At 69.5% G+C, this 23,364-nt stretch carries 19 protein-coding genes; 14 read left to right on the top strand and 5 right to left on the bottom strand.

Annotated features, from left to right (window positions below):
• The first annotated feature begins 162 nt into the window (after positions 1–162).
• From RZ84_RS02090 to RZ84_RS02070, 5 genes are all read left to right on the top strand, one after another.
• The gene (locus tag RZ84_RS02090) at positions 163–660 is read left to right on the top strand and encodes a DUF3995 domain-containing protein (protein ID WP_078894515.1); all 498 of its coding nucleotides are present in this window, start codon (positions 163–165) and stop codon (positions 658–660) included.
• 209 nt (positions 661–869) lie between these two features.
• Positions 870–2,189 (top strand): C2 family cysteine protease, encoded by a 1,320-nt coding sequence (locus RZ84_RS02085; protein ID WP_043262857.1) that lies wholly within the window; start codon positions 870–872, stop codon positions 2,187–2,189.
• Positions 2,190–2,715: 526 nt separating this feature from the next.
• Positions 2,716–3,354, top strand: coding sequence for a hypothetical protein (locus tag RZ84_RS02080; RefSeq protein ID WP_043262856.1), 639 nt, complete (start codon positions 2,716–2,718; stop codon positions 3,352–3,354).
• A 112-nt stretch (positions 3,355–3,466) separates the two neighbouring features.
• Complete coding sequence (locus tag RZ84_RS02075; protein ID WP_043262855.1) at positions 3,467–4,204, top strand: YcnI family copper-binding membrane protein; 738 nt, start codon at positions 3,467–3,469, stop codon at positions 4,202–4,204.
• 311 nt (positions 4,205–4,515) lie between these two features.
• Positions 4,516–6,048: a PepSY-associated TM helix domain-containing protein gene (locus tag RZ84_RS02070; protein ID WP_043262854.1), complete on the top strand. Its 1,533-nt coding sequence runs from the start codon at positions 4,516–4,518 to the stop codon at positions 6,046–6,048.
• A gap of 271 nt (positions 6,049–6,319) precedes the next feature.
• Here the strand turns inward: RZ84_RS02070 and RZ84_RS02065 are convergent, their stop codons facing one another.
• On the bottom strand, positions 6,320–7,024 hold the full coding sequence (locus RZ84_RS02065; protein WP_043262853.1) for a DUF2470 domain-containing protein: 705 nt from the start codon (positions 7,022–7,024) through the stop codon (positions 6,320–6,322).
• A gap of 190 nt (positions 7,025–7,214) precedes the next feature.
• On the opposite strand from RZ84_RS02065, the gene RZ84_RS02060 reads away from it, so the two are divergent.
• Positions 7,215–7,772 carry a PadR family transcriptional regulator gene (locus tag RZ84_RS02060; RefSeq protein ID WP_043262852.1) on the top strand — a complete coding sequence of 186 codons (558 nt, stop codon included), beginning with the start codon at positions 7,215–7,217 and terminating at the stop codon, positions 7,770–7,772.
• A gap of 94 nt (positions 7,773–7,866) precedes the next feature.
• A complete protein-coding gene (locus RZ84_RS02055; RefSeq protein ID WP_043262851.1) occupies positions 7,867–9,588 on the top strand; it encodes an acyl-CoA dehydrogenase family protein in 1,722 nt (573 codons plus the stop codon).
• 235 nt (positions 9,589–9,823) lie between these two features.
• On the opposite strand, the gene RZ84_RS02050 is transcribed toward RZ84_RS02055, so the two are convergent.
• Positions 9,824–10,966 (bottom strand): DUF4185 domain-containing protein, encoded by a 1,143-nt coding sequence (locus RZ84_RS02050; protein WP_043262850.1) that lies wholly within the window; start codon positions 10,964–10,966, stop codon positions 9,824–9,826.
• Between the two features lie 317 nt (positions 10,967–11,283).
• Here RZ84_RS02050 and ligD point away from each other — a divergent pair, with 317 nt between their 5' ends.
• From ligD to RZ84_RS35990, 4 genes are all read left to right on the top strand, one after another.
• A complete protein-coding gene (gene ligD, locus RZ84_RS02045; RefSeq protein ID WP_043262849.1) occupies positions 11,284–12,285 on the top strand; it encodes a non-homologous end-joining DNA ligase in 1,002 nt (333 codons plus the stop codon).
• A 152-nt stretch (positions 12,286–12,437) separates the two neighbouring features.
• The gene (locus RZ84_RS02040; RefSeq protein WP_043262848.1) at positions 12,438–13,436 is read left to right on the top strand and encodes a pyridoxal-phosphate dependent enzyme; all 999 of its coding nucleotides are present in this window, start codon (positions 12,438–12,440) and stop codon (positions 13,434–13,436) included.
• Positions 13,437–13,952: 516 nt separating this feature from the next.
• Entirely contained in the window at positions 13,953–15,482 is a 1,530-nt protein-coding gene (locus RZ84_RS02035) for an alpha/beta hydrolase (protein WP_241777513.1), read from the top strand.
• 1,064 nt (positions 15,483–16,546) lie between these two features.
• Positions 16,547–16,882: a DUF3040 domain-containing protein gene (locus RZ84_RS35990; RefSeq protein WP_107068217.1), complete on the top strand. Its 336-nt coding sequence runs from the start codon at positions 16,547–16,549 to the stop codon at positions 16,880–16,882.
• Between the two features lie 130 nt (positions 16,883–17,012).
• Here RZ84_RS35990 and RZ84_RS40425 read toward each other — a convergent pair whose 3' ends face one another.
• Positions 17,013–17,249: a hypothetical protein gene (locus tag RZ84_RS40425; protein WP_241777512.1), complete on the bottom strand. Its 237-nt coding sequence runs from the start codon at positions 17,247–17,249 to the stop codon at positions 17,013–17,015.
• Positions 17,250–17,357: 108 nt separating this feature from the next.
• Between RZ84_RS40425 and RZ84_RS40420 the strand changes: the two genes are divergently transcribed.
• Positions 17,358–17,546 (top strand): hypothetical protein, encoded by a 189-nt coding sequence (locus tag RZ84_RS40420; RefSeq protein ID WP_241777511.1) that lies wholly within the window; start codon positions 17,358–17,360, stop codon positions 17,544–17,546.
• A 1,884-nt stretch (positions 17,547–19,430) separates the two neighbouring features.
• On the opposite strand, the gene RZ84_RS02025 is transcribed toward RZ84_RS40420, so the two are convergent.
• Positions 19,431–21,710, bottom strand: a complete 2,280-nt coding sequence (locus RZ84_RS02025) for an APC family permease (RefSeq protein WP_043262846.1) — start codon at positions 21,708–21,710, stop codon at positions 19,431–19,433.
• 170 nt (positions 21,711–21,880) lie between these two features.
• Between RZ84_RS02025 and RZ84_RS02020 the strand changes: the two genes are divergently transcribed.
• Both RZ84_RS02020 and RZ84_RS42220 read left to right on the top strand, forming a co-directional pair.
• The gene (locus RZ84_RS02020; RefSeq protein ID WP_043262845.1) at positions 21,881–22,411 is read left to right on the top strand and encodes a GNAT family N-acetyltransferase; all 531 of its coding nucleotides are present in this window, start codon (positions 21,881–21,883) and stop codon (positions 22,409–22,411) included.
• Positions 22,412–22,635: 224 nt separating this feature from the next.
• The gene (locus tag RZ84_RS42220; RefSeq protein WP_277816864.1) at positions 22,636–22,770 is read left to right on the top strand and encodes a hypothetical protein; all 135 of its coding nucleotides are present in this window, start codon (positions 22,636–22,638) and stop codon (positions 22,768–22,770) included.
• Between the two features lie 41 nt (positions 22,771–22,811).
• On the opposite strand, the gene RZ84_RS02015 is transcribed toward RZ84_RS42220, so the two are convergent.
• Complete coding sequence (locus RZ84_RS02015) at positions 22,812–23,285, bottom strand: flavodoxin family protein (protein WP_043262844.1); 474 nt, start codon at positions 23,283–23,285, stop codon at positions 22,812–22,814.
• Positions 23,286–23,364 lie beyond the last annotated feature (79 nt).

The following is a 23,364-nucleotide window of genomic DNA, read 5'->3' as shown; positions in this document are numbered from 1 at the left end:
GCCGGAGAGCTCGCTGCGCAGGGCGTTCTCTGATCCCCACCTTCCCGCACACCTGGCAGCCGCGCGCGGGCCCGCCCAGCGACACGGATACGGCCGTTTCTGCCGGTCGGTGGCGGCGCGATGCCGGCGGCTGCGTGCCCGGACAGTGGCATGCTTCTGGCCATGCATGAAGAGTCGCAGGACAGATCAATGCCGGGGTTGTGGGGACGTATTGCCGGTATATGGGCGGTCGCCTTCGCCCTGCTGCATTTCTACTGGGCGCTGGGCGGCAGTTGGGGGCTGAGTGTCTCGGCGGGGCCCCTGGCCGAGGAACGCCCCGGTTGGTTTGTGGCGCTGGGCCTGTGGGGCGTGGGGATGCTGTGCCTGGTCGGCGGAGTGCTGGGACGGCTGCTCGCCCGGCCGCGGCCTCTTCGTGGCCCAGCAGGTCGGGTGGTCCGGTTCCTTGGTTGGTGTGCCTGCGCTGTGCTGCTGTTGCGCGGCGTCGCCGTCGAGGTGCTGCTGCTCTCCGGCGCGGCCGGCCCGGAGGTGGACATAAGCCCGGAACAGCGGCTGTGGACGCTGGTGCTGTGGAATCCCTGGTTCCTGCTCGGCGGTTTGGCCTTCGGTCTGGCCGCACGGGAATTCGGGAGGGTGGAGGGCCCAAGCGGCGGTGTGAGCTGATGGTCGCTGCAACCGGGTACGACGAGCGCCGCAGAGCGGCGTTGCCCCCGGGTCGCCTTCCACCTCCGATTTCCGGGGAGTTGCGCAGGCGACCGGTCGAGCCGGACCGGGTTCGGTGGGGTTGGTCCCCGGGCAGGGGTGGTGGCAGGGCCGCCGAGCCGGCCGCGTACCCTCGTTGGCTGAGTTGGGAGACGGACGGGGGATAATACGTGGGTTACCACCGCAATAACTGGCGTCAGGTCGCCGACATGGCCGCGCCGTTCATTCCCGGCGGTGAGGCGCTGATGGGCGCCGTGGACATGGTGCAGGGGATCAGCGACAGCGTCAGCCTGGACCGGCTCCAGTACGTGCGGGGCGGCCATCCGGTGGTCGAACTGCCCTGGCAGCCGCCCGGTCCGCCACCGAACCCACAGCGGGCGGAGGCGGTCGGCCGCCAGGCATGGGACGTGCTGTTCGCCGACGAGCAGCAGTACAGTGCCCGCTCGCTGCTCGACCAGGTCGGCAACCTGCTGATGCCGCTGCCACCCACCGAACTTGACATGGTGGTCCGCCGGTTCGGGACGCAGGGCCTGGACCGCTGGGACCGCCTCACCCACGTCGAGGACGAGCACGGTGAGGCCGCCTATGACTGGCGGCGGCAGCAGGAGCTCTTCAGCCGGCTGCTCCGTACCGTCAGCCCGTACGGCGCGATGCTGATCGGCACCGGGATGTCGTGCAGCCAGCCCGACTTCGACGCCGCGTGCAGCGGGTGCCACTGCGACGACCACGGCTGGGTGCTGCCCGAGGGGCCGTTCGCCCAGGTGGACGGTGCGTACGTCACCGAGAAATGGCAGTGGGTCCCGGGCTCGACCGAGGCGATGTCCTGGCAGGACATGGACCAGGGCCACTTCGGGGACTGCTGGCTGCTGACCAGCATGCAGGCCGTGCTCCAGGCCAATCCGCAGCACGCCCCGCGACACCTCCGGCAGGAGGCCAACGGCACCGTCACCGTCACCCTCTACGACGAGGGCAGCCCGGTCGCCATCACCCTGGTGCCCGACCTGCCGTACGGCCACGGCAAGCTCTGGGGTGCCAAGGGCCACACCGAGGATGCCCGTTACGCGGAGAGCTGGCCGGGCTACTTCGAGAAGGCCGCCGCCCAGTTCCACGGCAACTACCACGACATCGTCCACGGTGGTCCCCCGAGCACCGCGCTCACCCTGATCACCGGCCGCGTGGGGCAGAAGGTCGATCTCAACTCGCCATGGCTCGTCCAGGAGATCGCCAACCGCAAGTCGCGCGGTCAGGCACTCGTCGCCACCACCGCCGCCGCACCCAACGCTGACCCTGGCGACGCCGCGCAGATCGCGGGCGGCCGACTGGTCCAGAACCACGCCTACTTCATCAAGGATGCGGACCCCGCCGGCGGCCGGGTCTGCCTGGGCAATCCGTGGGGCGACGGGTCTACCCGGAAGTTGTGGGAGTGCTGGCTGACGCTGCAGGAGGTGGGCTACTACCTGGTGCAGATCGACGCCGTCGACACCTGGTGAGATTCCCACGTCACAGTGGCGGTTGATGTGGCTCGCCCTACAGCGCCCGGAAGGCCGCCGCAGTTGGCGCGTCCTCGCGGATCCTGCTGGTCACCCGTTCCGTGACTGAAGGGCACCGATGGATACTGCGAACCTCAACCGAAGAACATCGTGAGATGTGTGTGCCGACAATGAGACGGTGGCCGCGGGCCGCGGCATGGACCCCGCCCGCCGACGGGAGGCGTTCATTCTCCCGGCCGGCACACGGCCGCCGATCGACCGGATCGCAGCCGGCCGACCGCTCGCGCTTCTCCGGCCGGCACGAACGCCACGGAGGGGAATGTTCAGGCGGTCGTCACGCTGAGATCGCAAGCAGCTCACCGCCCTGACGGCCGACTACCGCTTTCGCGCCGTAGTCGCAAGCCCTGGGCGTGGTGCACGGACTCGGAGCGGAGCGCGGGTGAACGGCCGTGCGCCCTGGCGTTGCAGTGACGTGGGCAGCATTCTGGGACGGTTGCGCCCGATCGATGGGAAGGGACCTCGTCGCGTGAGTGCGTCCCTGGTGGTCCGGAGCCTGCGGGCTGCCGTGTTCGCCACGGTGTGCGTCACGCTGGGTGCGGCCGGGCACAGCCTCGCGTGCCATCGGACGCCCGCCTTGTGGGCCGACGGGGTCGGGTTTGCGGTGGTCTTCGGTCTCGGGTGCGTGCTGGGCGGCCGGGAGCGATCACTGGCGGGCATCTGCGGGGTCATGGCCGTCGTGCAGGTCGGTCTCCATGTCCTCTTCGATGCCGCGTCCATGGGCGCGGGCGCCGGGCCGTCGGGATCGCCTGTGCCGGGTATGGCGATGGCCGGTATGTCGGGCATGCACCATCCGATGATGGCGATGGCGGCGCAGCACCGCGAAAGCGGTCAGGCGGTGGCCGCACACGCCGTGGCCTCGCTGGTGGCGTCATGGTGGCTGCGCCGCGGTGAGGCGGCCGTGTGGTCCCTGCTGCGTCAAGTGGCGGTGCTGGTCCCGGGACTTGTGGCCTGGTGGCGCGCCGTCGTAGCACCGGCGCCGCCATCGCTCGGGCGGACAGGACGGAGAGCCGCGGAGGGGCGGTGGACGCGGCAGCTTCGGCTGCGGCACGCGGTGGTGCGGCGGGGGCCGCCAGCGGTGGGGCTCACTCCGGCCCTGTACGAGTGAGCCGTCCTCGCGCGGTTCCGTACGCCGCACGCTGATCCGGTGTGCGGCGATCCACCTCACCGCTTCGCCGGCGGCTGTTACGCCCGCCGGTCGACCTGTACGGAGTCATCGCATGTCTGCGACATCCCTACGTTCTGCCGCCCGGTGTGCGCTGCGCCGCGCCGCCGTGGTCGGCGCCCTGGCCACCGCCGGAGTGCTGGCCAGTGCCGGTGCCGCGTTCGCCCATGTCACCGTCCACCCCGACAGTTATCCACAGGGCGCCTCGGACGGCACCTTGACCTTCCGGGTGCCGAACGAGGAGGACGACGCGAGCACCACCAAGGTGGACATCACGCTTCCCATGGACCATCCGATCCCGTCCGTCCTGGTCACGCCCGTCGGGAACTGGACGGCGCAGGTGAAGACCACCAAGCTCAAGACCCCCATCAAGACCGACGACGGAAACATCACCGACGCCGTCTCGGAAGTCATCTGGACCGGCGGCAAGATCGATCCCCGCAACTACCAGGACTTCACCGTCGCCTTCGGACAACTGCCCACCGGAACCAACCAGTTGGCCTTCAAGGCCCTCCAGACCTACTCCAATGGCAAGGTCGTCCGCTGGATCGAGGCGAAGCGGCCCGGCCGACCCGAGCCGGAAAACCCCGCCCCCACCCTGAAGCTGACCGCCGCGACCTCCTCCGATGAACCGAGCGCGGCGCCGAAGGGTTCCCCGACCGTGCCGGCGAAGGCGAGTGACTCGATCGCCCGCAGCCTCGGCATCGCGGGCCTGGTGGTCGGCGTGCTCGGCTTGGTCGCGGGCGGCCTCGGCCTGGCCCGAAGCCGCTCCGGCAAGCAGCAGAGGCAGTAACCGCTGGGTGCCGCCCCCCCGTACTGCCCAGGTGAGCGCCCGGTATAGCCGGATACCCGTCGGGGCGTCGATCGCCCCCGATCCGGTCGGCGGATCGGGGGCCGTGGGTAGAAGCAGAAGAGGACTGGCTCCGACCGTGTCGAAGCCAGTCCTCTTCGTCGTACGAGCGGTCGGTGATGACGCCGGCCCGGCCCCTTTCCTGTGGGTCACCTCACAGCACACCGCCGGAACTCCGGCTTCCGTTCCCCCGACTCCCTGGAGCGGCACGGCAGCGGACCGGGCCACATCACCTCCGACCAGGGAGCACCTTCGTGCCCACCGAGCAATATCTCCGTTCCAGCGATGCCGGCGATGCCCCGGACAGCACCGATGGTGTCGGCTCCGGCGAGCAACCAGCAGCGCCCGTAAGGCGATCCGAACGGTTCGGGTGGTCGGTCCTGCGCCCTCTGGTGCTGCGCCTGCACTTCTACGCCGGTGTTCTGGTCGCGCCGTTTCTCCTGGTTGCCGCGGTCACCGGGCTGCTCTACGCAGGCTCGTTCCAGGCCGAGAAGGTGCTCTACGCACACGAGTTGAACGTTCCCGTCGGTACGCGCACGCTGCCGCTGTCGCAGCAGGTCGCCGACGCGCGCCGGGCACACCCGGAGGGGAAGGTCGCCGCGGTACGCCCGGCGCCGCGAGCAGGGGACACCACTCGTGTTCTGCTCTCCGGCGTGCCGGGGGTGCCCGATGACCACCAGCTCGCCGTCTTCGTCAACCCGTACACGGGCGATGTCCGCGGCGCACTGCAGACCTACGGCTCCACCGGCGCGCTGCCGCTGCGCGCCTGGCTCGACGAGCTGCATCGCGATCTGCACCTGGGGGAGAAGGGGCGCCTCTACAGCGAACTGGCCGCCAGCTGGCTGTGGGTGGTCGCCGGCGGCGGCCTCGCGCTGTGGATCGCACGTAGGCGCAGACACCGCACGCTGCGGGCGCTCGTGCTGCCCGACCGCACCGTCACCGGACGGCGCCGGACGCTCTCGTGGCACGGCGCGGTGGGGATGTGGGCCGCGGTCGGCCTGTTCTTCCTGTCCGCGACCGGCCTGACCTGGTCCACCTACGCCGGGGCGAACATCGGCGCACTGCGCCAGTCCCTGGGGCAGGCGACGCCGGCCGTCTCGACAGCCGTGGCCGGGGACCACACCCAACATGGCGGCACGGCGGGGATGGCGGGGATGCCGGGGATGCCCGACATGCCGGGGATGGAAGGGAAGCAGGGCGGTGCGTCGGACGGGTCCGCGCCGTCGGACGTGGGCATCGACAGGGTGCTGAGGGCGGCCCGTGCCGAGGGGCTGTCGAATCCCGTGGAGATCGACCTGCCGAAGGACAGCGACACGGCCTATGTCGTCAAGCAGGTCCAGCGCAGCTGGCCCGAGAAGCAGGACGCGGTCGCCGTCGACCCGGCCACCGGCAAGATCACCGACGTCTCGCGGTTCGCCGACTATCCCGTCCTGGCGAAACTCACCCGCTACGGCATCGACCTGCACACCGGTACCCTCTTCGGCATCGCCAACCAGATCGCCCTGGCCGCGCTCGCCCTCGCGCTGATCTTCCTGGTCGTCTGGGGTTACGTGATGTGGTGGCAACGGCGTCCCACCCGCGACCGCGCCCTGTCCTTCGGGCGTCCGAACCCACGCGGCGCCTGGCGGCGGATACCGCTCCGGGTACTGCTTCCGTCCGCACTCGTCGTCGCGGTGGTGGGCTGGGCGGTACCGCTGCTCGGCATTTCGCTCGCCGGGTTCCTGATCGTGGACGTCGCTCTGGGCATGATCGCGCGCCGGCGTCGCGTCCCCGCCTGTGCCGGATGATCGGCCCCTGCCTGCCTGGGACACCTCACTGCCGCCGCCGCAGCACGCGCCTGACCCGCCGCCCCCACTCAGGCGGTCGGCCGTGCCTGCGGACGCCGAAACCTTGCCGGAGCTGACCCAACCTTCGCGTACCTGTCCGAGCGCCACGGCGGTACCCACGTCCGTCCCGCCCTGGTCTGCCACCTCGCCGGCAGCACCGGCACGCTCCTCCCATCGCTCTCCTGCTCACCCTCCTGCACCGCCCCGGCGGCCCGGCCGGCGAGCAGGTCCGTCAGGTCAGCAGGTGGTTGCGATGGGTGACACGTCGTGCAGTGGCCAGCAGAGCTCGTACTTGCGGGCCGGCCTGGTCGATGTTCGTGACGGTCGTCTTGAAAGGCAGTCGGACGTCGCGGTGGGCGTGAGGGTATTCCAGGCGCAAGGTCAGGCCGTAGCGGTCCATCGCCACCGGCAGGGCGCGGGTCATGCCGCGCTCGGGTCGCGGGTGGACGAGGCGCAGCAGCAGGGGGATGAGTTTGCTGTGCTGGTCAAGGAGATGCGTCAGCATGCCGGCCTCGCTCGCCGCGATCGGATCGAGCTCCGTCGCCTCCAGGTCCTGGAAGGTCACCTGGCTGCGACCGTCCGGCCCGTCCAGGAATGCCTGACCGAACTCCATACAGGTGCTCTCTGCCGTCTCGGTGTTGTACGGGGCGGCCAACAGGCCAGTCATGGTGACCCGGGCCCGCAGGCGGTCGCGCACCGGAGTGGGGGAGATGTCGGTGAGTTCCAGCCGGATGGGGATGAGCGTCGACGGCTTCACGTCGGCGTCTTCGGACGGTGCGTGCAAGTGGATATGGCCAAACGCCGTCTTGTTGTCGAGGTGGCGCACTTCCGTGCGCACTCCGTCAGTCACCACGGTCATCGAGTGGGCGCTGGCCAGGATCGACCGGACGCGCTCGGCGGAGGTCGGCGTGGTGGGGCGAGCACGGAGAGGACGCATCCAGATTCTCCCGGTCAGACGGTCGAGCTCAGACAGGCAACAACTTAGGCAGGGTCAACAACTTAGGTAAGGCTAACCTATGTTGTTGTCGAGCGGTATGGGATGCCGCCGTTGTGCGGCCCGGGTGAGCCCCGTCTCACCGGGAGCCCCGCCCTTGTCTATGCAACGAGTTGCATAGAAGATTCGAGGTATGGCGCTCGAACACGCGATCCTCGTCTCTCTGCTGGAGCAGCCGGGCTCCGGCTATGAGCTGGCCCGGCGGTTCGACCGGTCCATCGGATACTTCTGGACCGCCACCCATCAGCAGATCTACCGCGTCCTCAAGCGGATGGAGGGCGACGGGTGGATCGATGTCCGAGAGGTGCCGCAGCAGGCCCGACCGGACAAGAAGGAGTACTCGGTGGCCGCACCGGGCCGGGCCGTGCTCTCCGCATGGCTCCACGAGCCGATCGAACCCGAGAGCGTCCGGCACGAACTCGCCGTGAAGATCCGCGGCGCGGCCTTCGACGACCCGGCCGCACTGATCCGTGAAGTCGAGCGGCACCACCAGGCGCACTCCGACCGGCTCGCGCACTATCTCGCCGGGGAGCGACGGGACTTCACCGGCCCCGAGGCCCCCGCCACGCTCGACGCCGGGCAGGAGCTCCAGCACGTCGTGCTGCGCGGCGGCATCGCGTACGAGCAGATGACCCTCGCCTGGCTCGACGACGTGCTCGCCACCCTCCACCGACTCGACCCCGAGCGCTGAACCGCCACCGACGCACTCCCGACCCGCCGTCCACCGGCATGCCCTGAGCTTTCCGTCACCACCCTCACACCCCGATCCGGAAAGGCGACCGTCCATGACCGACCAGCTGCTGTTCAACCCCCGCACCTACGACCCGGCGCACTTCGACCCCGAGACCCGCAGGCTGCTGCGCGCCACCGTCGACTGGTTCGAGGACCGCGGCAAGCGCCGGCTGATCGAGGACTACCGCTCCCGCACCTGGCTGGCGGACTTCCTCGCGTTCTCCGCCAAGGAAGGGCTGTTCGCGACCTTCCTCACCCCGGCCTCCGCCGCCGACGGGCAGCCTGACAAGCGCTGGGACACCGCCCGCATCGCCGCCCTCAACGAGATATTCGGCTTCTACGGACTCGACTACTGGTACGCCTGGCAGGTCACCATCCTCGGTCTCGGCCCGGTCTGGCAGAGCGACAACGCCACCGTCCGTGCCCGTGCGGCCGAACTCCTCGACGAGGGCGAGGTGTTCGCCTTCGGCCTGTCCGAAAAGGCCCACGGCGCCGACATCTACTCCACCGACATGCTGCTGGAGCCCGACGGTGACGGCGGATTCCGCGCCAGCGGCTCCAAGTACTACATCGGCAACGGCAACGCCGCCGGACTCGTCTCCGTCTTCGGCCGCCGCACCGACATCGAGGGCCCGGACGGTTACGTCTTCTTCGCCGCCGACAGCCGTCACCCCGCCTACCAGCTGGTGAAGAACGTCGTCGACTCCTCCAAGTACGTCAGCGAATTCCGCCTCGAGGACTACCCGGTCGGCCAGGACGACATCCTGCACACCGGCCGTGCCGCCTTCGACGCCGCCCTCAACACGGTCAACGTCGGCAAGTTCAACCTCTGCACCGGCGCCATCGGCATCTGCGAACACGCGATGTACGAGGCCGTCACCCATGCGCACAACCGCATCCTCTACGGCCGCCCGGTCACCGCCTTCCCGCACGTGCGCCGCGAGCTGACCGACGCCTACGTACGCCTCGTCGGGATGAAGCTGTTCAGCGACCGCGCCGTCGACTACTTCCGCTCCGCCGGCCCCGACGACCGCCGCTACCTCCTCTTCAACCCGATGACGAAGATGAAGGTGACCACCGAGGGCGAGAAGGTCATCGACCTGATGTGGGACGTCATCGCGGCCAAGGGCTTCGAGAAGGACACCTACTTCGCCCAGGCCGCCACCGAGATCCGGGGCCTGCCCAAGCTGGAGGGCACGGTCCACGTCAACCTCGCCCTGATCCTCAAGTTCATGGGCAACCACCTGCTGAACCCCACCGAGTACGCACCGGTGCCGACCCGCCTCGACGCGGCCGACGATGCGTTCCTCTTCCGGCAGGGACCGGCCCGCGGTCTGGGATCCGTCCGCTTCCACGACTGGCGGGCCGCCTTCGACGCCTACGCCGAGACGCCCAACGTCGCCCGCCTCCGCGAACAGGCCGACGCCCTGTGCGAGTTCGTCACCACCGCGGCCCCCGACGAGGCGCAGAGCCGCGACCTCGACCTCCTGCTCGCCGTCGGCCAGCTCTTCGCGCTCGTCGTGCACGCCCAGCTGATCCTGGAACAGGCACACCTGACCGGCCTCGACGCAGACGTGCTCGACGAACTGTTCGCGGTCCTCGTACGCGACTTCTCCGCGCACGCCGTCGAGCTGCACGGCAAGGACTCCGCCACCGCGGAACAGCAGAGCTGGGCACTGGGCGCGGTCCGGCGCCCGGTCGTCGACGACGCCCGCTCGAAGCGTGTCTGGGAGCGCGTCGCGGCGCTGTCCGGAGCGTACGAGATGGCCCCGTAGCACGGGGAGTTACCAGCCCCTGACGGCTTGGCAGGCTCGGGTGAGGTCCAAGGACGCCGCCCGAGCCTGCCGTGTCGCCGGCACCTCGTCGTCCCAGCGGTGAATGTCTCGTCGGTGACAGCGTCCAGGGCCGCGTCACCGACGGCGGCGCTCGCGACATCGTCGCCGCAGAAGACGAGGGCCCCGGCGCGGACCTGACAGCGGCGAGTTCTACGTGCGGGACACGTAACGGGACTCAGGACAGCATGTTGATTTTGTACTGCATGAACCGGTAGTTCCTCGGGTCGTACCACTGGCTGACGACGATGTGGAAGTTGCCGAACGTCGAGCCGGGGACGACGAACCCGCCGTACGGGCTGGCGACGAGGTTGGCGATCTCCTGTCCCGGGGCGCAGGGCAGGATCATCGTCTGCTCCAGCGTCCTGGTCAGGTCCGAGGTCGGGAGCGGGAAGACCATAGCCCGGATCGACAGCGGGTTCATGTTCAGCCATGTGAGAACGTACTTGCCGTCCATGGCACGGAAGCAGATCTCGCCCCACTTGCGGGTGCCGAAGACGGTCGTCGGAGGCGCGCCCCACCGCCAGTCGCCGTCGGCGTAGCCCCAGGGCTCGTAGGCGTCCGCGTTGCCGAGGCTGTCCTTCCGCACCCGGTGCAGCAGCATCCCCGATTCCACTTCGCGGTTGAAGACCGTGGACAGGACGTAGCAGTAGTCGCCCTCGGCCACCGCGTAGGTCTTCTGTTGGAACTGGCCGCCGTGCAGGTCACCCGGCCACTGGCACAGGTACTCCCAGGTCTCACCGTTGTCGGTGGAACGCCAGAAGTCCGTGTGGTGGGTGTCGTAGATGACGCCGCGCATGAGATGCATGTACATGACGCCGTCGACGACGAACACATCGGACGGGATCGCCGTGGTGGCCTTGTCGCCGACCGGGTTGTGCGGCTCGCCGACCAGGCTGATGGCGTGGTCGCCGCCGACGCTGCCGTCGATACGCAGGTTGTTCAGGTCCGCGCTGCTGGAGCGCAGGCCGACCGGGGCGCGCCAGTCCTCGGCGGGCTCGCCCGGCTGCGGTACGTGGTCGCCGTTGAAGGTGTCGCCGCCGACGAACAGCATGGTGCCGTTCGGGCACAGCGCGGGGATGCCGAGGTCGGTCCACGGCGAGGCGAACGGGCCGGTCTCGGCCGGACCGCTCAGGTTCTTCACCTTGGTCGCGAGCGTCGGACTGGACGGGTCGTTCGGCCCGCCGGCCATCGCTACCTCGGCACCCGAACCGACGACGCCCGCTCCCACGGCGACACCCAGTCCGACGCCGATCTTGAGGAGCTTACGGCGGGAGTACCCGCCGACCGCCGGGTCCTGCTCGTCCGATGGACGTGTCATTCGCTCGATGCCTTTCGGAGTCAACTCACTTGCACGCAGAGGAAGTCGGGACATTGCCCGGCTGCCGGTCCCGAGTCGCCCGGGCTCCGGCACGCTTGGGCCGACGGAGAGGCAGCGATGAATCCCCGGTCGGGCATGGCCCGGCAGTTGTCCGAGCCGGGCAGCGGCTCGGCAGCAGACGGCGTCGACGCTAACCACGGCCGATGAAATGGCGATGACACAACGATGACGTGGCTGATGGGCCGGCCGACCTCGCGGGCGCCCGCGCCACCGGGCAGAGCCCAACGCGTATCCGATCGGTTACCGTCGCGAGTCGCATGGTTCTGCCCGAACAGCAACGACAGCTGCCCCGCCGTGCCCGGCGGGCCCGATCGACCGGGCCGCCGATGCTGGCCGTCCTCAGCAACCGCCGTGCCTTCGACGACGGTTGGCTCTTCGAGCGGAAGCTGGACGGTGTGCGGGCCCTGGCGCTACGCGACGGGAACGAGGTACGCCTGATGTCCCGGACCGGCAAGCCGCTGAACGCCACTTACCCGGAACTCGTCGACGCCCTGGCCGCGCAGGACTGCCAAGACTTCACCGTGGACGGCGAAATCGTCGCGCTGCGACACGGCCGCACCGACTTCTCCCCCCTCCAGCAACGGATGGGGCTCAGGGACCCGGCCGCTGCCCGAGCCAGCCGCGTCACGGTCCACTTCTACCTCTTCGGCCTCCTCCGCTTGGACGGCTACGACATCACCGGGCTGCCGCTGCGCACCCGCAAGGCATTGCTGCGCGGCGCCCTGGAATTCCGTACTCCGTTGCGGTTCACGCCACACCGCAATCAAGGTGGCCAGGACCTCCTGGACCAGGCATGTGCCGGTGGCTGGGAGGGGCTGCTCGCCAAACGCGCCGACGGTGTCTATGTCCACAAGCGTTCTACCAGTTGGCTGAAGCTGAAATGCAGTGCGGGGCAGGAGTTCGTCATCGGGGGCTTCACCGAACCGGCCGGCAACCGCGTGGGGTTCGGGGCCCTGCTGGTCGGCTACTACCAGGACGCCCGACTCCGGTACGCGGGGAAGGTCGGCACCGGCTACGACACCGCCACCCTCACAGACCTGCGCCACCGCCTCGACGGCCTCGCCCGGTCCCGCCGGCCGTTCGTCGACGAGGTCGGTGAACGGACAGCGCACTGGGTGCGGCCCAGCCTGGTCGGCCAGATCGACTTCACCGAGTGGACTCGGGCCGGCCGGTTGCGGCACCCGCGCTTCCTGGGGCTGCGCGACGACAAGCGCGCCACCGACGTGGTCCGCGAGCAACCGGTCGAAGGGCGGCGATGAGTTCCGCACCGAAGTCGCGTGCCGGCCGGCGCGCTCTACCCGCGCCAGGACCCGAACCCTTGAACGCATCGTCGCCGTCTATCCGTTGCCTGGGCCAGGACACTGGATGCGAGGCCGCTCCCGCTGTTCGGCCTGTGCGGCAGACTGCTGTGATGGACGTCTACGAATCCCTTGTCGAGGTAGTTGGCAACACCCCGCTGGTCCGGCTCAACCGGATCACCGCGGGCCTTTCCACGCCGATCTACGCGAAGTTGGAGTACGTCAACCCGGGCGGGAGTGTGAAGGACCGCATCGCGCTGTCCATGGTGCGGGCCGCCGAGGACGCCGGGCTGCTGCGACCGGGCGGCACCCTCGTGGAGACCACCTCGGGCAACACCGGAGTGGGCCTGGCCATGGTGGCGGCACAGCGCGGCTACCGCTGTGTGTTCACCCTGCCGGAGAAGAGCAGCGCCGAGAAGGTGGCGGTGCTCCGCGCCTATGGGGCCGAAGTGGTGGTCTGCCCCGGCGACGTGCCCCGCGAGCACCCGGACCACCCCAGGTCGGCGGCGGAGCGCATCGCCCGGACCACGCCCGGTGCGTGGCTGGTCGACCAGTACAACAATCCCGCCAACCCCCGTGCGCACCACGGCAGTACCGGACCGGAACTGTGGCGGCAGACCGAGGGCCGGATCACGCACCTGGTGGCGGGCGTCGGCACCGGCGGCACGATCAGCGGCACCGGCGGCTACCTCAAGGAGGTCAGCGGCGGCCAGGTCCAGGTGATCGGCGCCGACCCGGAAGCATCCGTCTACTCGGGCGGGCCCGGCACCGCCTACGCGGTGGAGAGCATCGGCCTGTTCCGGCACCCCGAGACGGTGGACGACTCCTGGCCGGAGTCGTTCCATACCGATGTGGTGGACCGGTTCGAGCGGATCAGCGACTGCGACTCGCTGCTGACCGCCCGCCGACTGGCCTGTGAGGAGGGGCTGTTGGTGGGTGCATCGGCCGGGACCGCGGTGGCTGCGGCGCTCCGGGTAGCCGCCGGGCTCGGTCCGGACGACCTGGTGGTCGTGGTGATCCCGGACTCCGGCCGCAACTACCTGAGCAAGGTGTACGACGACGAGTGGTTGCGCGAGCAGATCGGCGACGGCCTCCCGGCCGGCGAGGCGTAACAGGCCGACCCATCGCGGGCATACCGGTTGGAGCGGACCCGCCGGCGGTGTCCAACGGCCCGGCGCGGTGCGGGCCGCGCCCAGGCCGCCGCGGCGGGGAGCATTGCGTGCGGCGTTGCGCATCGCTTCGGAGTGGATGCCGACGGCCACGGCGCAGCCTCGCACCCCAGGCGCCGACTGAAGCGCCACGGAGCTTCGTTGGAGCCTCCCCGCCGACGGCGCTGCGTAGGAGCGCTGCCCAGGATCGCGACATGTGTCCGGACTCGACGGTCCGGAGGACATCGGGGCGGGCGAGTGGGCGTATCCGTATGTCCCAGGTGCGGTCCGTGTTGCTGATCGAGGTCTTCTCGACGAACCCGCGCATCACGGTCACAGTTGGGTAACACGCACTCCGTAAAGCGTCATGTGATATTGCACATGTCACATCATGCATCCATGAGAAGAGCCAGAGCCCTGTTATCGGCCGTCGCCGCCATCGGCGGAGTCTTCGCGGGTATCACGCCTGCCTCCGCTTCCGTGCCCACAGCAGAGGGCGCACGTCAGGGGAAGCTCACCTGGAGCTCCTGCCACGACGCGACCACTCCCGCGCTCCAATGCGCCATGCTCGAAGTGCCGTTGGACTACGCGCATCCGAACGGCACCAAGATCAAGATCAAGGTGAACCGGCTCCCGGCCACCGCGCCCAAGGGCAAGCGGCAGGGCCCGATCCTGTTGAACCCCGGCGGTCCCGGCGACTCCGGCCTGTGGATGCCCGCCTACATCGCCGGAAAGCTCCCCCAGGACGTCGCCTCGACCTACGACTGGATCGGCTTCGACCCGCGCGGCACCAACGCCAGCGCCCCGCACGTCACCTGCGACGCGCACTTCTTCGACGCCGAGCGGCCGGACTACCAAGTCAGCCAGGGCACCTCGAAGGCATGGCTGGAGAAGTCGGCCAAGTACGCCGCCGACTGCGCCGCGAACTGGAGCCGGATCCTGCCGCACATGACCACCGTCGACAACGCACGCGACATGGACAGCATCCGGCGGGCGCTCGGCGTCCAGAAGATCAACTTCTACGGTGGCTCATGGGGCACCTCACTGGGCTCGACATACGGCCAGCTCTTCCCCTCACACGTGCGCAGGATGGTGCTGGACAGCATCGTCGGCCCCACCATCGCCTGGTACGACCACAACATCCTGCAGGACAAGGAGCACCAGCGCCGATTCGACGCCTTCGCGGCGTGGACCGCGAAGGCCGACTCGATCTACCACCTGGGCACCGACGCCGCCACCGTGGAGCGGAAGTACCACCAGGTCGAGGCCGCACTACGGACCAAACCGGTGGATGCCACCCCGGCTCCCGGCAAGATCGGCCCCGCCGAGTTCGAAGACACCTTCTACGGCGGCGGCTACAACTTCCTGCGCTGGCCGCAGATGGCGACGGCACTGTCGGCCTACCTCACCCAGAACGACACCCGTCCGCTGCAGATCGCCTACAACCGCTACGCGGCCCCGGGCGCTGACGACGGAACGTTCCCGGCATACAACGCGGTCCAGTGCACTGAGAACAACTGGCCGCGCGACTGGGAGTTTTGGAAGAAGGACCAGGCCAAGGTCAACGCCATCGCGCCCTTCTACACCTACAACAACATGTGGTACAACGCTGCCTGCATGTTCTGGCCCTACCAGGGCAACAAGGCCGGCCGACTGAAGATCACCGGCAAGGGCTTGCCGCCCGTCCTGCTCTTCCAGGCCACCGAGGACGCCGCCACCCCCTACCCGGGCGCTGTCGCCATGCACAGGGCGCTGCCCGGATCCAAGCTGGTCGTCCAGAAGGGCGGCAGCTTCCACGAGATCCTCTTCCACGGCAACTCCTGTCTGGACGACACCTTCACCGCCTATCTGCGAGACGGCCGCCTCCCAACCGGCAAGGGCTTCATCGCCAAGACCTGCGCCCCCGAACCCGACCCCGCCCCGGTCTATGTGGCTCCGCCACCTTCCGCCATGAAGGCCAAGCCCGCCCTCCCGGCCACCGACCCCCAAGCCATTCACGGCATCAGGTAACGGGAACGCAGGTCGGGGGCCGGCGGGTCCCATTGGCGGACCCCGGCTCCGTACCAGGTGAGCAGGGCGGCGACGCGGGGGCTGCCCCGGTGGTGAGGGGGCTGCCCCGGTGGCATTCGTCGGCCGGGGCGCCGCCGAGGGCGCCGAACCGGAACACGTATCGGTCGCTCCAGACGTCGATGGGGACTACCCCCCGACGTGACGCGGTCTGCCGCCAGTTCGGGCATATGCCGTGCGTCGTTGCCGCGTCACGCACTACCCACGGCGTAATGTCATGCCCAAGGTCCCCGGTCCAATGGTCCCCTTCCAACTGCGCCGCGGGGCCACGGCGTCTGCTTGCGTGTGTACTCCCGGGCACAGACGGACAACGCAGACAGGCGCCTTCGAAGGCCCGGCTCGCGCGGACTCTTCCAGGGGGTTTCCAGCGCGAGCCGGGACTACGGACCACGCACCCCGGAAGACCGGCAGAGCGCCACCGTCCACTTCGGCCCATAACCGAACCTCTCGCCGGTTCGCACGGGCGCAGTGAGGCTCGGCAGCGGCGACGGCTTCAGGCACTGCGCCGAGCCTCACGTCCAGACTGGCACGCCGCTCCCGCCGCCGCAGCAGCCCGGGCCCGGGCGCGGGACTTGTGGCAGCGCTTGCCCTCCCCTCAGCCGGGGACCACAGTGGGAGGGAGGGCTCGTTCGATGTCTGACGTGCTGGAGTAGCCGTAGGCGGTAGCCGATGTCCGCTGGGAATCTCGTCATCGTCGTACCGATTGCCGCCGGACTCGTGGCGCGCGCTCTGGCCGGGTACCTCGCTTGGCGTGTGGCGACGGGCCAAAGCAGCCGCCCACGGCAGGCCGGGCACGATCTCCGCTGCCCGCCGGGCAGCGTTACGGCGGACATCGCGCCGTTACCGGTGCCAGTCCAGGACCGATACACCGAACACTGGCGGCAGGCCCAGGAGCGGTTCGCCGCCCGGCCCGCCGACGGGGCGGATGGCGCCGCGCACGGGCAGAGTCGCGAAGAGGAAGGAGCTCCGCCCGGAGGACGGGTGAACGCAGAGCGGAGGTGTCTGCGATGGGTGAAGCACTGTCCCCACGGGAGCAGTTCGTCCTGGCCGTGATCGAAGAAAATCTGCGTGCGGACGACGCGGTCCTGGACCGTCGCCTGGCGAGGATGCGACGGCACCCCCTGCCACCATGGTCGCCGCTACGTGAACTCTGCTGTGCCGTCTGTGTGTTGGGGGCCTCCTCCGTGGCCCTGCTGGCCGCAGCCATCGCGACCTCCTCAGCAACCGTGGCCTCGGCCTTCGCGGCCGTATCGGCGCTGACCCTCGCCGCCCTCCGCCGGCTGGTGTGCCGTTGGGCAAGGCAACGCGGTACGGGTCCACCGCAACAGGAGCCGCCGGAGTAGACGGCAGGGAGGCGGTGCCGGGGCATCGCCCGAGGAGCGCAGCCGTCAGACGTCCAGGCACAGGAAGCGAGTCATTCACGAAACGCCAGGTGCCACGCCTGCACGGAGAGGGCGTTCCAGGCCGAGCGGTTCACGACCACGGGCGGGGGTTCACGGTGTAGGTGTGGTTCTCTCGGCCCCAGGTGCCGAACTCCGGCTTGAGCCCGGCATCGATGGCCCGGATGCACGGGCGTCCGATGTGCGCGTAGACCAGGCGCCGCACTCGGTACTGCTCTGCCCGGGTGGCGACTTCGAGCACGCCGGCGTGGCCTCCCACACCTCCGCGGAAGCGGATCGGCCGGTCCCAGGCGGAGGCTTCTGCGAACATGAGATCCGCGTCGGCCGCCCACGGTGGGAAACCGAAGAACTCCGGTGCCTAGACGACGACCACACCGCCGGCCGCCCGGATACGGTATCCGTAGGCCGGGTGCGAGGTATGGACCACGGGGTGCGCGCCTACCCGGAGCTCGCCCGCTGCCACGTTTCCGACCCGGGGCTCCAGGCCGCGATCCGCGGCCATCTTCCGCAGAGCGGAGGTGAGTTCCGCCTGTTCGTCTGTCACCAACCAGGCATCCAGGTCATACGGCGGTTCGGCACCGGGGCCGCCATCGAAGGCGATCCGTGATGCCGTACCGCAGCAGCAGGCCGGCCGGCGCGAAGCGCGGCGAGTTCATCGCCCCCACGCCGAGCAGAGTCAGCAACAGCCGTGGTGCCATCGGCCCGCCTTTCCCATTTCCAAGAACTTTCAAGGACCTTCCGCGCCGGTGGTGTCGCTGCGGCGCACGGACACTCCCCACCTACCAGCTCTGTCTCCGCCCCGACCGCGCTCGGCCCGGTCCCGGCCGGTGCTCGCCGACGTGCCGGCCCCCCACTCTCACTCCCAACCCTGACCCCCAACCCCAACCCCTATCCCAGTCACCACGATGTCGACGTCGCGCATGCCCGGTCGCCTGCCTGTTCCGTCAAGTTCTCGTGTCTGGTATGTACCCGGGTCCCGCCAGACGACCCGACCGGCTGCGGGCGGGCCAAGGTCCAGGTAGCGCGCACAGGCGTGTGACTTCGGCGCGGTCAGCTCGATGCATCGCCCCGCGGAAGACGACACCGGGTCATCGCGACTCAGCCGCGAGCCTGCCGGGGACCGGCCCGGCCCTGCTCCCGGCGCGCGGCCATGCCCGCAGGCGCATCATGGACACGAGGCATGCCCCGCGGTGCCGTTCGCCCGGTGTATCCGGCCTGGGCGGCAACTGCGGCCGGAGGCGTCGACGACCGGTCTGAGGAGCGACGATGCGACTTTCCTTCCTCGAACCCCGCCGTCAAGAACCCGGCGCGCACGCCTCGCTGCACCTGGTCACCTCGCCCGACAGCGCCAACGAGGATCCGGACCCCGCTATCGTGCTGCGTCGGCGGCATCTGCGTGACGAGCCGATATCTGAGGGTGCCGATTCCGCATGGGTCGCTGCCGCGGCGCGCACTGTGGGTAACGCCGTGGATGTGCCCGGTATGCACGGACAGGCGCCGTTCACGGCACCTCGGAGGCTGACCCCGCAAGACGAACTGCCCGACCCGCCCTCACAGGACGCGGCGCACTGCGGAGCGCCTCCCGACGCCCTGCTCCACGTCGTTCGCCGCGCACCAGGGATCCCGTACCCGGCCGTGCCGGTCCAGCGGAACTCATCCTCGTGTCCGAGCAGCGGCCAGGCCCCACGCAGCCGACGAGGAGGTGTCGAGTGATGGCACGGCTGACAGTCGAAGACGATCAGCTCGTCCTCCGTCTGACGTGGTCGGAGAAGGTGGCCGCGAGGCGCAGCCGCGTACGGGTGCCGCTCTCCGCTGTGCGTACCGTAGTGATCGAACCGGATTGGTGGCGTGCCTTGCGCGGGAGACACGGGCGGGGCGTCTGGGCACCCGAAGTGGTGTGCATCGGCGTACGCCGGCACTCCGCCGGAAGGGATTTTGTGGCGATGCGGCCCGGTGGGCCCGTGCTGTGTATCGGACTGCGGCCGTCGTCCGCTTTCAGTCTCCTCGTCGTGTCCGTGCCGAACCCCGGCGCCGTTGCGGGCCGGCTGCGCAAGGCGGCCCCGAACCTTGTCACTGCTGCCGGCGGTGGCCTCTGGCGCTCGCTTCCCGTCCCCGAGGAATCACCGAAAACAAACGCCGGCGCCGGGCAGGCCCACGTTCGAGAGCGCAATTGAGCAGCGTTCGCACGGTCGTTGCACAGAAGGTCGGAAGCAACTTGCCCCGAATGGCAACCAGTCGGTTACTGCGGGTGGCAAGTTGCCGGCTCTGTCGACAAGCAATCTTCAGGGAATGACCGGAGCACATCCCTGCGAAGGGTGAATCCTGCTTCCGGATCGTGCCACCCGCATCTCCTTCAACCACGAGTAACGGCCCCCCATTCCCGCCGACTCGGATCTCCGGAGACTGCGCCTCCCGCCGCCACGCCCCTTCGACCACCGCGGCGGTGCCCAACCTCCGCCACCTCGCATGGTTCCAGGGCGGGGCGTGGGTGTCAGTGCCGGATGTGGAACGGGATGGTGGTGATGACGATTTTCGGCAGGGGGCGCAGGGCACGACGCAGCCGGGGCGCGACGTGGCTGTGGAGCGTGGTATGCCACCAGTGTCGGGTGACGATTTCGGGGAGGACGACGGTCAGGGTGAGGTCGGGGCGCTGGTGGTGGAGTGCTTCGAGGTAGTCGACGAGTGGGGCGACGATGGCGCGGTAGGGGGAGACAAGCACTTCGAGGGGGAGATGGTCGCCCCAGTCACGCCAGTAGCCGCGGAAGCGTTCGGCTTCGTCGCGGGTGGGGCTGACGTGCAGGGCAAGGACGGGTTGTTCGAGCGAGGCGGCGTAGGCGAGAGCGCGCATGGCGGCCAGGTCGAGGGCGGCCACCGGGACCACGGTCAGGTGGTGGATCTCCTCGGGTGTTTCCTCGCTTTCCGGCGCGTCTTCCCGGGACTCGATGCGGTTGCCGGGTTCGGGTTCGGTGTCCGGCCGGGCGGACGGATGGATGTGTTCGGGGAGAGTCCGCTTGCCGGGGGCCGGGCTGCGGCGGCCCAGTGACCGCTTGGGTACCTCGATGGCTTGCGGGTGGAGCCTGGTCGCCTGGTTGACGACGTCGTAGTGGTGGCGCACCCGCAGCGCCAGCAGGATGAACAGCGCGATGGCGATCACCGCGACCCAGGCTCCGGAGATGAATTTGGTGATGCCGGCGGTGATGAACACCACCGCTGTCAGGAACCCGCCGACGGCGTTGAAGGCCAGGCTACGGCGCCAGTTGCGGCCGCGTTCGCGCCACCAGTGGGCCACCATGCCGGCCTGCGACATGGTGAAGGCGAGGAAGACGCCGACGGCGTACAGGGGGATCAGTGGATCGGTGCGGCCGCCGAACGCGGCGAAGAGTCCGGCTGCGGTGACCGACAGCACGACGATGCCGTTGCTGAAGGCGAGCCGGTCGCCCATGCGTAGGAACATCCGCGGCGCGTAGCGGTCGCGGGCCAGCAGGAACAGCACCCGCGGAAAGTCGTTGTAGGCGGTGTTGGCCGCCAGCAGCAGGATCGCGGCGGTGGCGGCCTGGGTGAAGCCGTAGCGGAGCCCGGATCCGTAGGTGTGGCGGGCGAGTTGCGACAGGACCGTCTGTTGGGACTGGGGCACGACGGCATCCAGGTGCACCAGCACCACGGTGCCGACGAACATCGCGATCAGCAGCGCGATCATCCAGCTGAGGGTGGTCCGGGCGTTGCGCCACTCGACGCGCCGAAAGGCGGGGACCGCGTTGGAGATGGCCTCGATGCCCGTCATCGCCGTCGAGCCGGAGGCGAAGGCCCGCAGGACCAGCAGCAGTCCCGCCGCCTCGTGCCCGGCCAGGTGCGGGGTGGGCAGTGGCCGGAAGCCCCGCCCGGCGGCGTCGGCCAGTCCGAAGCCGATCAGGAGGGCGACGGCCAGGATGAAGACGTAGGTGGGGGCGGCGAACAGCACTCCGGCCTGGCGCACCCCGCGCAGGTTCCCGGCGAGCAGTAATGCGATCACCCCGAGTCCGATCGGCACTGTGGCGGGGGCCAGGGAGGGGAGGGCCGAGGTGATGGCGGCGACCCCGGACGCGACGGAGACGGCCACGGTCAGGATGTAGTCGATCATCAGCCCGGCGGCTGCCACCAGGCCGGGCACCTCGCCGAGGTTGTCGCCGGCGACGATGTACGAGCCGCCGCCGTGCGGGTAGCCGCGAATCGTCTGCCGGTAGGACAGCCCGACCGCGAGCATCAAGAACGCGATCGCGGCCGAGATCGGCAGCGAGTACCGAAGCCCCGCCGCGCCCGCCAGCACCAGGATCGTGATCAACGCCTCCGGGCCGTACGCGATCGAGGAGAGCGCGTCGGCGGACAGCACCGGCAGGGCAACCGACTTCCGCATGCGCTCATGGGCGATGGCGGTGCTCTTGAGCGGGTGACCCAGCACGATCCGGCGCACGCGATGGCCGACGGCCGCGCGGGGCGACGGTCTTTCTGTCGCTTCCTCGGTCTCCTCCAGCGCCTCCACGCCCGAGGGCGCCGACAGCGACGCGATGCGCACGAAACGCCCGAAGCGCCCGGGCTCGACGGTCTCCGGGTAGTCCCCGACACTCGGGTTCACCGGCAAGGCCCGCCGCCACGCCTCCGCGTCACCCGTGGCCCGACCCCACACGCGCCCGACCTGGCGCAGATCGGCCCGCTGCCCCTCATCCAGAGCCGGCAGCAGCTCCGACGGGCTCGGAGCACCCGGCTCACCCTCGTCCGACTTGTGGCGACGCACCATAGCCGACTTCTAGCACCCCGAGAGCAGCTCCCGAGGGCACGCCACGACGCAAGCGCACCGCGACCGACCCGCGGACCGCTGGGCGAGGGGATCCGGGTGGATCCGCATGACCGCTGCGATCAGGTCACGGTTTCAACCATGATCCGCCCGACCGTGCCTAAGCTTCCGGCGTGAACGAAACCACACATGGCATACGGATCAGACCAGGCAGCCTGGCCGACGCCCCGGCCATCCTGGACATGCTGGACTCCGCGGTGGCCTGGATGAACGCGCGCGGCAACACCGAGCAGTGGGGCACGACACCGTATTCGCAGAAGCCCGGCGGGGTGGCCCGGGTCGAGCGCTACACGACCGAGAACTCCCCCTACATCGCGGAGTTGGACGGCATGCCCGTCGGAGCCCTGGTGTTGGACTCCGGGCCCAGCCCGCAGATGCCCATCGCGCCGGCAGCGGAACCCGAGCGATACGTCCGGCTGCTGGTCTCCGACCGACGGTACGCAGGCCGGGGCATCGGGGCGGCACTGCTGGCCCACGCCGCCGAGGAGACCCGGCGAGCCGGCGTACAACTGCTGCGGGTCGACTGCTGGGCGGGCGGCGGGGGCGAACTGGTCGCGTTCTACGAGCGCAGCGGTTTCACCCGCACCGACCGCTTCCTTTCCGACGCGTGGCCCGGGCAGGTGCTGGCCCGCCGGGTCGCCTGACGCGCGGGCAGGGAATCCGGCGATGCGCTTGTCCGGCGGGTCAGGGCCAGGGACCGGATCGGCGCCCGTCGGTGGGTCCTGGCAGGGCATAGCGAGCCGGACGCCACGGTACGCAAGCGCGCCGTCGCCGAGTTGTGGGCACCGGGCGGCATCGAGTTCGTCGAAGACGCCGAGTTCCGAAGCCATGCCTGGCTGGCGGACCGGGTCGCAGAGGTGCGTACGGGATGGTCGTCGTCTCCGGCGGATACCACGTCAGGCACGACGCCGACGGCCGGATCGTGCAGGACCACCACGTGACCGTCCGGCCCCTGCCCGGCATGGGGCCTGCTCCAGAGTTGCGCCGGATCAGCCTGCCCTGATCCGGCGCAACTCCTGGCCACGCCATGACCTGCCCGGCCGGTCAGGACACCGCACCGGTCCGAGCCCGTAGCCGTTCGGCAAACGTGCGCGCCGCCTCCAGATCGGTGGCGTTGGGCCGGTCCTTGTTGATGCCGCCGACGAGCTTCATGGGAAGCCAGGTGTCGAACGCACGGCAGGTGAAGGTGTCGGCCACCTCGAATCCCTTCTGGCCGAGAAGCCGCACCAGGGGGCGGGTGAAGGGGCGGATCGGTGGTTCGGGCAGTCCGCTGGTCGCGAAGACGAACGCCCTGCCGTGGTCCCCCCTCGGCAGTGACCGGACGAACTGGCGCAGCTGCGGGTGGAAGTTCTGGAAGAAGATTCCCGAGCCGAATCCCACCAGATCGTAGGTGGCGAGCTCCGCGCTGTCGATCTGTTCGGGGTTGACGACCGGGGCCTCCAGGACTTGTCCCATGACGTCGGCGATCCGCTTCGTGTTGCCGTGAGACACGGAGGTGCACACGATCACTGCCTTCATGATGTTGCTCCCTTCACTTCCACTTTCACTTCGACGATTTCCTTGTGCTGTCGGTCAGTTCGGGCGCGGGCTCGCCTGC

Origin of the sequence: Streptomyces sp. CT34, assembly GCF_000805335.1 — a bacterium.
Taxonomy (GTDB): domain Bacteria; phylum Actinomycetota; class Actinomycetes; order Streptomycetales; family Streptomycetaceae; genus Streptomyces.
This window is presented reverse-complemented; position numbering and strand designations above follow the sequence as displayed.

Excerpts from the sequence above, each read along its gene's own strand:
- RZ84_RS02090 (WP_078894515.1), top strand. The coding sequence starts at position 163 with ATGCATGAAGAGTCGCAGGACAGATCAATGCCGGGGTTGTGGGGACGT.
- RZ84_RS02075 (WP_043262855.1), top strand. The coding sequence starts at position 3,467 with ATGTCTGCGACATCCCTACGTTCTGCCGCCCGGTGTGCGCTGCGCCGC.
- RZ84_RS02065 (WP_043262853.1), bottom strand. The coding sequence starts at position 7,024 with ATGCGTCCTCTCCGTGCTCGCCCCACCACGCCGACCTCCGCCGAGCGC.
- RZ84_RS02060 (WP_043262852.1), top strand. The coding sequence starts at position 7,215 with ATGGCGCTCGAACACGCGATCCTCGTCTCTCTGCTGGAGCAGCCGGGC.
- RZ84_RS02055 (WP_043262851.1), top strand. The coding sequence starts at position 7,867 with ATGACCGACCAGCTGCTGTTCAACCCCCGCACCTACGACCCGGCGCAC.
- RZ84_RS02050 (WP_043262850.1), bottom strand. The coding sequence starts at position 10,966 with ATGACACGTCCATCGGACGAGCAGGACCCGGCGGTCGGCGGGTACTCC.
- ligD (WP_043262849.1), top strand. The coding sequence starts at position 11,284 with ATGGTTCTGCCCGAACAGCAACGACAGCTGCCCCGCCGTGCCCGGCGG.
- RZ84_RS02040 (WP_043262848.1), top strand. The coding sequence starts at position 12,438 with ATGGACGTCTACGAATCCCTTGTCGAGGTAGTTGGCAACACCCCGCTG.
- RZ84_RS35990 (WP_107068217.1), top strand. The coding sequence starts at position 16,547 with ATGGGTGAAGCACTGTCCCCACGGGAGCAGTTCGTCCTGGCCGTGATC.
- RZ84_RS40425 (WP_241777512.1), bottom strand. The coding sequence starts at position 17,249 with ATGTTCGCAGAAGCCTCCGCCTGGGACCGGCCGATCCGCTTCCGCGGA.
- RZ84_RS40420 (WP_241777511.1), top strand. The coding sequence starts at position 17,358 with ATGGACCACGGGGTGCGCGCCTACCCGGAGCTCGCCCGCTGCCACGTT.
- RZ84_RS02025 (WP_043262846.1), bottom strand. The coding sequence starts at position 21,710 with ATGGTGCGTCGCCACAAGTCGGACGAGGGTGAGCCGGGTGCTCCGAGC.
- RZ84_RS42220 (WP_277816864.1), top strand. The coding sequence starts at position 22,636 with ATGGTCGTCGTCTCCGGCGGATACCACGTCAGGCACGACGCCGACGGC.
- RZ84_RS02015 (WP_043262844.1), bottom strand. The coding sequence starts at position 23,285 with ATGAAGGCAGTGATCGTGTGCACCTCCGTGTCTCACGGCAACACGAAG.